The organism is Vibrio sp. 10N.247.310.17, from assembly GCF_041466605.1.
In the GTDB taxonomy this organism is placed as follows: domain Bacteria; phylum Pseudomonadota; class Gammaproteobacteria; order Enterobacterales; family Vibrionaceae; genus Vibrio; species Vibrio tasmaniensis_A.
Map to the genome: position 1 here is coordinate 1 of NZ_JBFSTC010000011.1, position 13,640 is coordinate 13,640.

Genomic DNA, 13,640 nt, shown 5'->3' on the forward strand with positions numbered 1-13,640 from the left:
GAGTACCTGGCTACGAACCAGGCGGTCGGAGGTTCGAATCCTCCAGGGCGCACCACTATTTAGGGTTTTTACTAATCCTGATGTTGAATGTTTAGTTTTGCTTTATAGTCTTAACTGCTTTATTGCCTTAATTAACTGTTTAATATCGAAACCGTTGCGCCCTTAGCTCAGCTGGATAGAGTACCTGGCTACGAACCAGGCGGTCGGAGGTTCGAATCCTCCAGGGCGCACCACATTATTAGAGAAAGCCTCGTTTTTACGAGGCTTTTTTTATGTCCGCTATAAATTTGTTGCAACAATGTTAAATTTGTGGTGTTTTTAACTTGTTGTATTTAAAGTAATTCTTGATTGCTTCTTTGTTATTCCACCTTTCTCATATCAATTCTCAGAAAAGCCCCGTTTAAGTCACAGTTTAAATATCTAAAAATGACTCATTTGACAGATTTATGTGATCTGATAGGCGAATAATTAACCTTATGTGTGCGTTATCCGTAACAGAACCTTAAACAAAATTGACAAACTTTTACCAATCGAGATAATCCATGGGTCGGGATCACTATTCGCTGAAATCCTGTACGTATGTCAGGATGACGAAGAAAGGAAGCAACATGACTAATATTGGAAGCCTGCTAGGAGATGCGGCGACTCTAATGATAACGGGGATGTCCGTTGTCTTTATTTTCTTAACTATTCTAGTTTACCTCGTTCGGTTGATGTCAAAACTGGTACCAGAAGAAGTACCGGAGCCGATCGCAGCACCTAAAAAAATTCAAAAATCACAATCAAACCCTTCAGCTGTTAGTCCACAGGTAGTGGCAGCAATTTCGGCCGCGGTTCATCAATACCGTGCGTCTACTGCTAAGTAGCATTTAAAGGATTAAAAAGGAGTTTATGAGCATGTCTAAACCACTAGCTATCACAGATGTGGTACTTCGTGACGCGCACCAGTCACTATTTGCTACTCGTATGCATATCGAAGATATGCTGCCAATTGCGGCAGAACTGGATAAAGTCGGTTACTGGTCACTTGAGACTTGGGGCGGCGCAACGTTTGATTCGTGCATCCGTTTTCTTGGAGAAGATCCGTGGGAACGTTTACGAGAGCTGAAAAAAGCGATGCCCAACACACCAATGCAGATGCTACTGCGTGGTCAAAATTTATTGGGTTACCGTCACTACGCGGATGATGTAGTAGAAAAGTTTGTTGAACGTGCCCATAGTAACGGCATGGACGTATTCCGTATTTTTGATGCGATGAATGACGTACGTAACTTTGAAACCGCAGTGAAAGCAACGATTGATGTTGGCGGCCACGCTCAAGGTACGTTGTCTTACACAACCAGTCCGGTTCACAACTCAGATACGTGGGTTGATTTGGCTAAGCGCCTAGAGGATCTAGGTTGTCATTCACTATGCATCAAAGATATGTCAGGTTTATTAAAGCCTTATGAAGCGGAAGAGCTAATCACTCGCATCAAAGCGTCTTGTGATGTGCCTCTAGCGCTGCATAGCCACGCGACAACGGGTCTATCAACCGCTACAGCCGTTAAAGCTGTTGAAGCGGGTATTGATATTCTAGACACCGCAATCTCTTCTATGAGCTGTACTTACGGCCATACACCAACCGAAACGGTTGTTGCTATGCTAGAAGGCACAGAGCGCGACACGAATCTCAAACTAGACCAAATCGAACCAATCGCGGCTTACTTCCGTGATGTACGTAAAAAGTATGCGAAATGGGAAGGCCAGCTAAAAGGTGTCGATTCTCGAATCTTGATCGCTCAAGTTCCTGGCGGCATGTTAACCAACATGGAAGGCCAGCTTAAAGAGCAAGGCGCTGCCGATCGCATGGATGAAGTTCTAGAAGAGATCCCACGCGTACGTAAAGAGTTGGGTTACATTCCTTTGGTAACACCTACTTCTCAGATTGTCGGTACTCAAGCGGTTATCAACGTTCTAACGGGTGAGCGCTACAAGAGCATCACTAAAGAGACTGCGGGTCTACTGAAAGGCGAATACGGTCAAGCTCCTGCTGAGGTTGATGCTGAACTGCAAGCGAAAGTGTTAGATGGTGCTGAGCCAATCACGTGTCGTCCTGCTGATTTACTTAAGTCTGAAATGGATACGTTAACGACTGACCTTTTAGAAAAAGCGAAATCAGATGGTATTTCACTCGCTGAAGATACCGTTGATGATGTACTGACGTACGCACTATTCCCACAAGTGGGTCTTAAGTTCCTTAAAAACCGTCACAACCCTGAAGCGTTTGAACCTGCACCAACGGCTGAAGCTGCAACTTCTGTTGCGGTTGCACCACAACCTGCTGCTGGCGGCATTGAGAGCTACAGCGTGAAGGTTGATGGTCAAGTTTATGATGTTGAGGTTGGCCCTCAAGGTGAACTGACATCGGTATCTCCATCAGCGAAACCAGCACAAGCGGCTCAAGCAGCACCTGCTGCGGCTTCTGATGCAGAAGCGGTTCCAGCTCCGTTAGCGGGCAACATCTTTAAAGTCATCGTTCAGGCGGGTACTGAAGTGGCCGAAGGTGATGTTCTGCTGATCCTAGAAGCGATGAAAATGGAAACGGAAGTTCGAGCTGCTCGAAGTGGTATCGTTCAAGAATTGAATGTTAAAGAAGGCGATGCAGTTACTGTAGGCGCTCCACTACTAAGCTTAGCGTAAGGGAGTACCATGGAAGGATTGATGACCTTATGGTCTGAAACAGGGATTGCTAACTTTGAGTTCGGCCAGATCTGTATGATGTTGGTTGGTTGCTCACTGTTGTTTTTGGCAATTCGCAAAGGGTTTGAACCTTTACTGCTGTTACCTATTGGTTTTGGTGCTGTATTAGCCAATATTCCAAATGCTGGATTCACGGATCCCGGTGGTTTGCTTTACTACGTTTACTACATTGGTATTGAAACTGGCATTTTTCCACTGCTGATCTTTATGGGTGTTGGAGCTATGACGGACTTTGGTGCGTTGATTGCTAACCCTAAAACACTGTGGCTCGGGGCTGCTGCTCAGTTTGGTATATTCGCAACACTATTTGGCGCGATCTTGCTGAACTATGTACCAGGAATGGAGTTCTCAATGGCAGATGCTTCGTCAATTGCGATCATTGGTGGTGCCGATGGCCCAACCGCGATCTTTTTGGCTAGCAAGCTATCTCCTGATCTATTAGGTGCGATTGCGGTAGCGGCGTATAGCTACATGGCTTTAGTTCCTATTATTCAGCCACCAATCATGAAAGCGTTAACGTCTCCTGAAGAGCGCCAAATTAAGATGGCTCAACTTCGTCATGTAAGCAAAGCTGAGAAGATCCTTTTCCCGCTAGCTGTACTGCTGATGACGATTTTGTTCCTACCTTCAGCAACCCCTCTAGTAGGTATGTTCTGTTTGGGTAATTTAATGCGTGAAGCGGGTGTGGTTGATCGTCTTTCAAAAACAGCCCAAAACGAACTGATTAACGTTGTGACTATTTTCCTTGGCCTAGGTGTTGGCTCTAAGCTTCAAGCGGATACGTTCTTGAACTTAGAGACACTGGGTATTCTAGGTTTAGGCGCGGTGGCGTTTAGTATTGGTACGGCTGGTGGTGTATTGATGGCGAAGCTGCTGAACCGCTTCTCGAAAGAAGACATTAACCCACTGATTGGCGCCGCTGGTGTATCAGCGGTTCCGATGGCGGCTCGTGTTGTGAATAAGGTTGGACTTGAGGCAAACCCTCAGAACTTCCTGTTGATGCATGCGATGGGTCCGAACGTAGCGGGTGTACTTGGTAGTGCCGTTGCTGCGGGTATCCTATTAGCTCTCGTAGGTTAATGAGTTACTTGGCTATGCTGCTCGTTACGTTAATTGGTCGTCAATTTACGCATGAGCGGTTAACTTCGCCTTATTAAATGGTTTATAGTCAAAGGGATGCTTTCGCATCCCTTTCTTTTTATTAATTAGGGTGCTTACTCATCAGGGCTTCTATCAATCAAGGAAATGTGGAAATGGAAAATAAACAGATTGCGATTACTCAATTCGGCGGCGTCGAAAACCTCAGTATTCAAACCAGTACTATTCCTGAGCCTAAGGCCGGAGAAGTGGTGGTTAAAGTTTCCTTTTCAGGCGTTAATCCTATTGATGTGAAAACCCGTGCTGGCCTTGGTTGGGCGGCAGCACAAAACAAAGACAACCTTCCTTGGGTTCCTGGTTACGATATTTCAGGGCAAATTGTCACGCTAGGCGAACAGGCAGAGCGTTTTACTGTTGGTGATAACGTAGCCGGCTTTATTGGTTTTCCACTGCAAGGTGGCGGTTATAGCCAGTATGTGTGTGTTCCAGAGGTCGCATTAAGTATGGTCCCAGATTCGGTTGCGTTAGAAGCGGCTGCAGCTTTACCACTCGCTAGCCAGACCGCAGCACAAGCGCTTAACAAAGCGGAAGTGAAAGAGGGCGATCGCGTACTCATCTTAGCGGGTGCTGGCGGCGTTGGTCATCTTGCGGTTCAAATCGCAGTGGCTGCAAAAGCTGAGGTTTACACGACCTGCAGCGAGGCCAACCTTGATTACCTTGCTACGTTAGGCGCTCATGCGATTAACTATAAATTTGCGCCAGCATCGGAAAGAGTCTCTGATGTTGATGTACTGATTGATTTAGTGGGGGGTGATACCGCGCTTGATGCGTTGAAGTGTTTGAAAGATGGTGCGAGAGTGGTAACGGTGCCTACGCTGTCTGCTGAATTAATTTGCGAGAAAGCGACATTATTGGGTTTCACTGCTTCAGGTATGCTCGTTGAGCCAAATCCAGAGCAAATGGACACTATGCTTTACATGGTTAGCGTAGGATTGCTCAAAACAGAAATTCAAACTATCTACCCGTTAGATGAAGCACAGTCGGCGCATCTACAAGTAGAAACCGGACACACCAGAGGCAAGGTACTACTTAAAATGCAAGAAGGTTAATATGCAGTGCTAGAGTTCTTTAATTCTCTTTTTGAAAACATAGCGTTGTGGTTTTCTGACTCGGCGCTGTGGGTGCTCTTCATTAGTGGCTTCTTGAGTGCCACATTGTTACCAGGGGGCTCAGAAGCAAGCCTTGTGGCAGCATTGAGCTTAGAACAGTTCTCAACATCATCAATCATTCTTCTGGCGACACTCGGTAATACTTTAGGCGGGCTGACCAACTATTGGATTGGTTTGTGGCTGCCTAATCGAACTCAATCTGAAAAGCATGGTCATAAGGCTATGGCTTGGCTGAGCCGCTATGGCTATTGGACACTGTTATTCAGTTGGTTGCCGATCATTGGTGACCCTTTGTGCTTAGCCGCGGGTTGGTTAAGGATGAAATTTATTCCTAGCGTTATTTTGATAGCGATTGGCAAAGCCGCTCGCTACAGCTTACTTGCTGCTATCTACTTCGGTTTTTTCTAAGGAGAACCTATGAAAAAGGTTTTACTTGGTACATTTTCCCTTATCGCCATTGCAGGCTGTTCTTACAATGTACCTAGCTCTACACCCTTCTTTTCCTCGTTACCTGAAGGTGTCACTCTGTTAGAAGAGGTTAAGCCTTCTAAAGATAAAGTGGTGATCCCTTACACCAAATATCAGCTTGAAAACGGCCTGACAGTTATTCTTTCCCCTGATGATTCTGATCCTCTTGTACATGTGGATGTTACCTATCATGTCGGCTCAGCTCGTGAAGAAATAGGCAAATCGGGCTTTGCTCATTTCTTCGAACACATGATGTTCCAAGGCTCTGAGAACGTCGGTGACCAGCAGCACTTTAAGATCATTACCGAGGCGGGTGGCTCGTTAAACGGCACGACTAACCGTGATCGTACTAACTATTTTGAAACCGTTCCATCTAACCAACTTGAGAAAATGTTGTGGTTAGAATCAGACCGAATGGGTTTTTTATTGGATGCGGTTTCTCAGAAGAAATTCGAAGTTCAAAGAGGCACGGTTAAAAACGAACGTGCTCAAAGTTATGAAAACCGTCCTTATGGCTTGATGTGGGAACGCATGGGTGAAGCGCTTTACCCTGAAGGTCATCCTTACTCATGGCAACCAATCGGTTATGTGGAAGATCTAGACCGTGTTGATGTGAATGACCTTAAGGCGTTCTTCCTACGTTGGTACGGCCCAAATAATGCGGTACTGACTATCGGTGGTGATATCGACGTTGATGACACGCTAGAGTGGGTTAATCAGTACTTTGGACCAATCCCTCAAGGTCCGGAAGTTAAGGCTGCTGAGAAGCAACCAGCTGTTCTAACAGAAGATAAGTACATCACGTTAGAAGACAACGTTCGTCAGCCGATGGTGCTTGTTGGTTGGCCAACAACCTACCGCGGTGAAGATACGCAAGCTTCACTGAATGCGCTGTCTAACGTGTTAGGTTCAGGGACCAACAGTTATCTGTACCAAAACCTCGTAAAAACGCAAAAAGCGGTGAGTGCAGGCTCTTTCCACGATTGTGCTGAGCTCGCTTGTACTATGTATGTCTATGCGATGGGTGACTCAGGTGAAAAGGGGGATTTGACGGTTCTTAATAAAGAACTGATGGAAACCCTAGAACAATTTTCGAAAGGCGGTGTGGAACAAGATCGTCTAGATCAAATTACCGGCATGGCTGAAGCGAATGCGGTGTTTGCACTGCAAAGTGTTAGAGGCAAGGTTTCACAGCTCGCGTCAAATCAAACCTTCTATGGCCAGCCTGATCGTATTGAATCAAAACTCGATCAAATCCGATCTGTTACCCCTGAAAGCGTAAGCAAGGCGTACCGAGATTTTATCGAAGGTAAGCACAAGGTTACCTTGAGTGTGGTTCCTAAGAAAAAACTCGACTTAGCGGTTCGCGAGGCTACATTTAGCACTCCTGCTCGTACCCTTCCTGAATACAGCAAAGTGACAGAAGAACAATTGGATTTCAGAAAGGCACCGAACACATTTGATCGCAGCGTGATGCCTGAAGTGAACTTTGGTGTTGAAGCGACCATGCCTGAGCTGTATCGCATGCATTTTGCTAATGGTACTGACTTGATTGGTACTGTGACTAGCGAAACGCCGACAGTGCAGCTACAAATTCAACTCCCTGCGGGTGAGCGCTATGTTGGTAAAGGTCAAGAGGGTTTGGCGAACCTAACTGCATCGATGATGGAAGAAGGTTCGACTAAACGAACGGTTGAAGAGTTACAGGCCACCTTAGATAAGCTTGGTAGTAGCGTTAGCATTAGTGCTGGCAGCTATACCACAGATATTTCGGTCTCGACGTTAGAGAAAAACCTGCCTCAAACCTTAGCGATCGTGCAAGAAGTTCTATTTGAGCCTAAGTTTGATGTTCAAGATTTCGAACGCGTTAAGAGTCAGATGTTAGAAGGCGTAGTGTATCAGCATCAACAACCGAGCTGGATGGCTTCTCAAGCAACCCGAGAGGTGTTGTTCGGTAGCAGTATTTTTGGTCGAGCGAGTGATGGCACCAAGGATTCTCTAGAATCGTTAACTCTAGACGATGTAAAACTGTTTTACAGTCAGCACTATACTCCTGAGGGAGCTAATATTGTTATTGTAGGGGACATCACGAAGGAGGAGGTTGGAAAGCAGCTTCAGTTCTTTGAAGAATGGCAAGGTGACGCTGCACCACTCACTCGTCCACAGATCATCAAGGAGCTTTCGGGCCAGAACTTGTACTTAGTGGATAAGCCGGGAGCACCACAAAGTATTGTACGCTTAGTTCGTAAAGGGTTACCGTTTGATGCGACCGGTGAATTGTATTTAAGTCAATTGGCTAACTTTAATTTAGCCGGTAACTTCAATAGCCGCATCAACCAGAACCTGCGTGAAGACAAAGCCTACACTTACGGTGCAAGCGGTTACTTTGCGAGTACGCGTGAAACTGGTGCGGTAGTGTTTAGTGCTCAAGTTAGAGCCAATGCGACGGTTCCATCAATTCAAGAGTTTATTGCTGAGCTAAATGAATTTAGTCAGAGTGGATTAACTGACGAAGAGGTGAAATTTATGCGCCTTGCCGTCGGTCAACAAGATGCGCTTAAATACGAAACACCAAGTCAAAAGGCTGGATTGTTGAGTAATATTGTTACGCTGAGCCTTGATGAAGACTACCTACAGCAGCGCAACCAGATAGTAGAAACGGTTTCAAAAGAGACTTTAAATGAGCTCTCGAAGAAATGGTTTGACCCGAATGATTATCAAATAATTGTTGTTGGTGACGCGACTTCGCTGCGCCCTCAATTAGAAAAGTTAGATATTCCAATAGAAGAGCTTGAAATCATTCGTTAGAGTACACATTAAAGGGGGAGGGAAGAGATTCTACTTTTCTCCTCCAACCTAATTTATGATAGTTCTAATAAGAACAATATAAGATAAGTGAACAGAATTTTGACTGATTTTGCTGCGCGACTAAAGCAAGTTGCAACCAACCCTAAGACCTTCTCTCAATTTGGTCGTGGTGTTGAAAGGGAAACATTGCGCTACACGGAAGATGGGCATCTTGCTACTGGGCCGCACCCTAAGGCTTTAGGATCTGCGTTGATGAACGAATGGGTAACGACCGATTTCTCTGAGTCGCTACTGGAGTTTATCACGCCTGTTTCTAACGACGTTCCGACGCTTTTGAATCAGTTGTCTGATATCCATCACTTCACTCAAACCAAGTTAGACGGCGAAAAGCTGTGGCCACTCTCTATGCCTTGTTATGTGGGGAGTGAAGATTACATTCAGCTTGCGCAATACGGTACTTCTAACAACGGTAAGATGAAGACGCTATATCGTGAAGGCCTAAAGCGTCGCTACGGTAGTCTGATGCAGATTATTTCGGGTGTTCACTTCAACTTCTCTTTCCCAGAAAGCTTTTGGGACAGTCTGTTTGGAGAGCAAACCGAAGAAGCGCGTTGCGAAGCTAAATCAGATGCGTACTTCGGTTTGATTCGTAATTACTACCGCTTTGGTTGGTTAATCCCATACTTCTTCGGTGCTTCACCTGCGCTATGTTCTTCTTTTATCAAAGGAAGAGAAACCAACCTACCTTTTGAAAAGGTTGGAGAAACACTGTATCTACCCAAAGCAACGGCATTGCGCTTAAGTGACCTTGGTTACACCAACAGTGCGCAAAGTGTACTGAAGATTGGCTTCAACAGCCTAGACCAATACCTTGAAGGTTTGAATCAAGCGATTCGCACACCATCAGAAGAATTCGCTGAGATTGGCACTAAGGTTGATGGGGAATACCGTCAACTAAATAGCAACGTACTGCAAATTGAGAATGAGCTTTATGCTCCAATCCGTCCTAAGCGTGTGGCGAAAAGTGGCGAGAAACCATCTGAAGCACTGGCTCGTGCTGGCGTTGAGTACATCGAGGTTCGCTCTTTAGACGTAAACCCATTCAGTTCAATTGGCATCAATGAACAGCAAGTTCGCTTCTTAGATTTATTCCTAACGTGGAGCGTGTTATCAGACTCTGCTGAGATGGATAACTGCGAACTTGAATGCTGGCGCGATAACTGGAACAAGGTGATCTTAGAAGGTCGTCAGGTTGGTTTAGAGCTCAAGATTGGTTGTGATGGAGAAAGACTGTCTCTGCAAGACTGGGCTAAAAATGTATTCAAAGATCTTCGAGTTATCGCTGAGTTGATGGATGCTGAGCAAGGTGGTCGTGCATACCAAGAAACGTGCGATACGCTTGAAGCCTGGATTGATAACCCTGAGTTGACCATTTCTGGCCAGTTATTAGAAGAGACCAAGAAATTGGGTGGTTTGGGTAAAGTGGGTTGTGCGTTAGGAAAAACGTATGCTCAACAACACAAGGCACACCAATATAAAGTTTATTCTGCTGAGTTAATGGAAGCGGAAGTTCAACGCTCTGTCATTGCTCAACAGCAAAGTGAAGAAGCGAGCACTCAAGATTTTGATAGTTTCTTAACGGACTATTTTTCATATTTAAAAGCATAGCGAGACTTTGGTGGAAAGGAAGCAAGCCTTATTAGGTCAGTCTACTCATGTGGGTGGAAAATGGTTACCAGTCGTGACTGTTGGTATTGTCTCTAGCCTATTGGTTGGATGTGCGACGCCTCCTCCTAAGCAGCAAAATAATATATGCAGCATCTTCAGAGAGCACCCTTCTTGGTATGAAGATGCGGTCGATATGCAAGATGAGTGGGGCACACCGATTAACGTCGCGATGGCTTTTGTTAAACAAGAGAGCAGCTTTCGACATGATGCGCGTCCACCAAAAGATTATATTCTTGGCTTTATACCGTGGGGAAGAGTCAGTAGTGCCTATGGCTATGCACAAGCTCAAGACCCTGCTTGGGAAGACTTTCAAAAAGCGACCAATAATGGTGGTTCGAGAACCAATTTTGATGATGCATTAATGTTCATTGGTTGGTACACCAGCGAGACGCGCCGTCAGTTAGGAATCTCATTATGGGACCCGTATAACCAATATCTGGCTTATCATGAAGGCCGTGGTGGCTATAAGCGCAAATCATACAACAGCAAACCATCGTTGATTAAGGTGGCTCGCAAAGTCGAACAGCAAGCAAAAGATTATGGATGGCAACTTAAACAGTGCCGAAAAGAACTAGAAGACAATCGAAGTTGGTTTTTTTAAAGCCAATCGTCATGGAGAATAGCAATGCCTTTATTAGATAGTTTTACTGTTGATCACACGCGCATGAACGCACCTGCAGTTCGTGTTGCTAAAACAATGCAAACCCCAAAAGGGGATACCATTACGGTATTTGACCTGCGTTTTACTGCGCCAAACAAAGATATCCTATCTGAGAGAGGTATTCATACTCTCGAGCACCTATACGCTGGGTTCATGCGTGCTCACCTCAATGGCTCTGCGGTTGAAATCATTGATATATCGCCTATGGGGTGTCGTACCGGTTTCTATATGAGTTTGATTGGTACGCCTTCAGAGCAGCAAGTGGCTGAAGCTTGGTTAGCGGCTATGCAAGACGTACTGAAAGTTGAGAACCAGAATAAGATCCCTGAGTTGAACGAATACCAGTGTGGTACTGCGGCAATGCATTCCTTAGATGAAGCTAAAGAGATTGCGAATGCAATCATCGCTACCGGTATTTCAGTAAACAAAAATGATGAACTGGCATTGCCAGAGTCGATGCTTCAAGAGCTTAAAATCGACTAATCATTTTTGGTTCACATTGAATGCGTTTCACTCTAGATACATTTTGCACTAGAGAGTGAGCGAGCTAGATACAAAAAGAGCTAGATACTAAAAGGCCCGGTTCAATGAACCGGGCCTTTTGTTGTAGAGGGACTTAGTTGGTAACTCAGTGGGTTACTCTCATATAATGAGTCGCCTCTATCCGTTTACGATCTGCGGAAACACACGCACCAGCTTGATGCGATTCTCTTCGAGCTCAACAATTTCCATTGGATGGCTGGCAACCTGAACACTCAGGTGACTCTCTGGAATATCTTCAAGATGCTCCAGTATCAAACCATTAAGTGTTCTTGGTCCATCGGTAGGCAGTGCCCACTGCAAACCTTTGTTGATATCTCGGATATTAGCGCTGCCTTCAATCAAGAAGCTACCATCGCTTTGTGGTGTGATCTCTTCAGATAAACTTGGTGCGATTGAAGTCGTAAATTCGCCCACGATCTCTTCGAGAATATCTTCGAGGGTAACCAAACCGTTAATATCGCCATACTCATCAACAATCAAACCGATACGCTGTTTGTTGCGTTGGAATTTAAGCAGTTGGGTGTTAAGCGGTGTCGCTTCCGGAATAAAGTAGATCTCATCTGCAGCACGCAGCAGGGTCTCTTTATTGAATTCGTTCTTTTCGAGCATCAAGCGATAAGCTTCACGTAGCCTCAGCATGCCAACCACTTCATCTATCTGATCACGGTACAACACGATGCGACCATGAGGTGAATGAGTGAGCTGACGCACGATCGATTTCCAATCATCAGTGATGTCGATGCCGGTGATCTCGTTACGTGGCACCATTATGTCATTCACGGTGACGTGTTCTAAATCGAGAATAGACACCAACATATCTTGGTGACGCTGTGGTATTAGGCTACCCGCTTCATTTACTACGGTTCTGAGTTCTTCTGAGCTTAGATGATCGGTTGCATCATGGTTAGCTTTAACGCCTAAGATACGAATGAAGCCATTGGTAATAAAGTTGACCAAGATAACCAATGGAGATAGCACCTTCATCAGTATTATTAATAGAATGCTGCTGGCGTAAGAAACTCGTTCAGGGAAAAGAGAAGCAATGGTTTTTGGTGTAACCTCAGCAAACACGAGGATCACCAGGGTCAGGGCTCCGGTTGCGATTGCAACACCGATATCTCCGTAGATACGCATACCAAGAATAGTCGCGATCGCGGATGCAAGAATATTGACGAGATTGTTGCCGATGAGAATAAGGCCAATCAATCTGTCTGGGCGACTTAGAAGTTTTTCTACGCGTTTGGCACCTTTATGACCCGTATTGGCCAAGTGCTTTAAACGGTAGCGGTTCAAGGACATCATGCCCGTTTCGGAACCAGAGAAATAACCAGAAATTACAATGAGACACGCGAGTAGCGCAAATAAGATACCCGTTGATATGTCGTCCAAAACTATTCTTTTCCTTTTTTTTGTATCTTGATTAATTTATGACCGAACATGGTCGAGATGTCAATTGAATGTATCGTACTCAATATTTTAAAGGCAAGGTGTGTGAGACCTTGCCTTCATTATACTGACTAATTCAGGATTATTTCCTGAACGAAGCGGCTACCGAAGTAAGCTAATGTGAGCATGGTGGCACCCGCAAGGGCAAACCATGTGACTTTTTGCCCACGCCAACCTTTCTGATAGTGACCCCAAAGAAGGATGGAATAGATAACCCAAGCTATAAAAGACAATACCGCTTTATGTGCTTTACCTTGAGCAAACATATCTTGTACGAAGATAAGTCCAGTTAATAAAGTACCTGTTAACAAACCATTACCGATTAAAATGATCTTGAAAAGCTGTCTTTCCACCATCATTAAAGGAGGTAGGTTAGGGTTTATCACTAAGGCTTTTTTCTTTTTAAGTTTGTGATCTAGCCACGCGAGTTGCATAGCGTATAGCGCACCGATGGTAAGTGTCGCGTATGAGAACAGAGCTAAAGATATGTGTAGCAACAGCTTCGGGTCATTCTCTAAGTGTTTGATGAAGGTACTAGGAAGAAAAGTGGCAGCCATTAGATTTAGAGCAGCGAAGCTATAAACAACCGGCAAGATGAACCACAAACGGGTTTTGAGCATAGCACCGCTCATGACCACAGATATGATTAAACTGATTAAAGAAGCAACGTTTAAGATACTGAGGTTTTGACCACTGGCATTAAAGATTAAATCGCCAAGCAACCAAGCATGGAAAACTAAAGCAAGTAATGCGCTGATAAACACCGTTTTTACACGGATTCCTGTTTGGTGCACGAGACCTGGAATGATCGTGAAAATCGCCATTGTATAAAGAAAGGCTGCTGCGATCGCAATAAGACTGTCCATGGTATCCATTTAAATGATTACTAATTGGCGAATTATACCTCGCATCGCTCTTTGGGGCTATGGTGAACCTCATTCAATTCCAAGTGAATAATGTCTCACATCACATGCGTG

Annotated in this window: 11 protein-coding genes and 1 tRNA gene; 10 read left to right on the forward strand and 2 right to left on the reverse strand. The window is 45.0% G+C overall.

The features are described 5' to 3' along the window. Window positions 1-156: 156 nt before the first annotated feature. From AB6D80_RS05470 to luxS, 10 genes are all read left to right on the forward strand, one after another. Window positions 157-233 (forward strand) — tRNA-Arg (locus AB6D80_RS05470). Window positions 234-608: 375 nt separating this feature from the next. Beyond that, a complete protein-coding gene (locus AB6D80_RS05475; RefSeq protein ID WP_004741884.1) occupies window positions 609-866 on the forward strand; it encodes an oxaloacetate decarboxylase subunit gamma in 258 nt (85 codons plus the stop codon). A 31-nt stretch (window positions 867-897) separates the two neighbouring features. Further along, window positions 898-2,682: a sodium-extruding oxaloacetate decarboxylase subunit alpha gene (gene oadA, locus AB6D80_RS05480; protein ID WP_372187931.1), complete on the forward strand. Its 1,785-nt coding sequence runs from the start codon at window positions 898-900 to the stop codon at window positions 2,680-2,682. A 9-nt stretch (window positions 2,683-2,691) separates the two neighbouring features. Then, window positions 2,692-3,822, forward strand: coding sequence for a sodium ion-translocating decarboxylase subunit beta (locus tag AB6D80_RS05485; protein ID WP_009847617.1), 1,131 nt, complete (start codon window positions 2,692-2,694; stop codon window positions 3,820-3,822). A gap of 173 nt (window positions 3,823-3,995) precedes the next feature. Continuing rightward, window positions 3,996-4,949 carry an NADP-dependent oxidoreductase gene (locus AB6D80_RS05490; protein ID WP_009847616.1) on the forward strand — a complete coding sequence of 318 codons (954 nt, stop codon included), beginning with the start codon at window positions 3,996-3,998 and terminating at the stop codon, window positions 4,947-4,949. A 6-nt stretch (window positions 4,950-4,955) separates the two neighbouring features. After that, a complete protein-coding gene (locus tag AB6D80_RS05495; RefSeq protein ID WP_017097357.1) occupies window positions 4,956-5,417 on the forward strand; it encodes a YqaA family protein in 462 nt (153 codons plus the stop codon). Window positions 5,418-5,426: 9 nt separating this feature from the next. Beyond that, window positions 5,427-8,285 (forward strand): pitrilysin family protein, encoded by a 2,859-nt coding sequence (locus AB6D80_RS05500; protein ID WP_009847615.1) that lies wholly within the window; start codon window positions 5,427-5,429, stop codon window positions 8,283-8,285. Window positions 8,286-8,384: 99 nt separating this feature from the next. Then, window positions 8,385-9,953, forward strand: coding sequence for a glutamate--cysteine ligase (gene gshA / locus AB6D80_RS05505; RefSeq protein WP_009847614.1), 1,569 nt, complete (start codon window positions 8,385-8,387; stop codon window positions 9,951-9,953). Window positions 9,954-9,963: 10 nt separating this feature from the next. After that, entirely contained in the window at window positions 9,964-10,614 is a 651-nt protein-coding gene (locus AB6D80_RS05510) for a hypothetical protein (protein ID WP_009847613.1), read from the forward strand. A 24-nt stretch (window positions 10,615-10,638) separates the two neighbouring features. Continuing rightward, window positions 10,639-11,157 carry an S-ribosylhomocysteine lyase gene (luxS, locus tag AB6D80_RS05515; RefSeq protein WP_009847612.1) on the forward strand — a complete coding sequence of 173 codons (519 nt, stop codon included), beginning with the start codon at window positions 10,639-10,641 and terminating at the stop codon, window positions 11,155-11,157. A gap of 177 nt (window positions 11,158-11,334) precedes the next feature. Here the strand turns inward: luxS and AB6D80_RS05520 are convergent, their stop codons facing one another. Further along, entirely contained in the window at window positions 11,335-12,606 is a 1,272-nt protein-coding gene (locus tag AB6D80_RS05520) for an HlyC/CorC family transporter (protein ID WP_102249164.1), read from the reverse strand. A 128-nt stretch (window positions 12,607-12,734) separates the two neighbouring features. Continuing rightward, entirely contained in the window at window positions 12,735-13,529 is a 795-nt protein-coding gene (locus AB6D80_RS05525; RefSeq protein ID WP_102249163.1) for an inner membrane protein YpjD, read from the reverse strand. Window positions 13,530-13,640: the final 111 nt, after the last annotated feature.

What these genes read in the sequence shown, in the direction of transcription:
- AB6D80_RS05475 (WP_004741884.1), top strand. Translation starts at nt 609, where the DNA reads ATGACTAATATTGGAAGCCTGCTAGGAGATGCGGCGACTCTAATGATA.
- AB6D80_RS05500 (WP_009847615.1), top strand. Translation starts at nt 5,427, where the DNA reads ATGAAAAAGGTTTTACTTGGTACATTTTCCCTTATCGCCATTGCAGGC.
- luxS (WP_009847612.1), top strand. Translation starts at nt 10,639, where the DNA reads ATGCCTTTATTAGATAGTTTTACTGTTGATCACACGCGCATGAACGCA.
- AB6D80_RS05490 (WP_009847616.1), top strand. Translation starts at nt 3,996, where the DNA reads ATGGAAAATAAACAGATTGCGATTACTCAATTCGGCGGCGTCGAAAAC.
- AB6D80_RS05485 (WP_009847617.1), top strand. Translation starts at nt 2,692, where the DNA reads ATGGAAGGATTGATGACCTTATGGTCTGAAACAGGGATTGCTAACTTT.
- oadA (WP_372187931.1), top strand. Translation starts at nt 898, where the DNA reads ATGTCTAAACCACTAGCTATCACAGATGTGGTACTTCGTGACGCGCAC.
- AB6D80_RS05525 (WP_102249163.1), bottom strand. Translation starts at nt 13,529, where the DNA reads ATGGACAGTCTTATTGCGATCGCAGCAGCCTTTCTTTATACAATGGCG.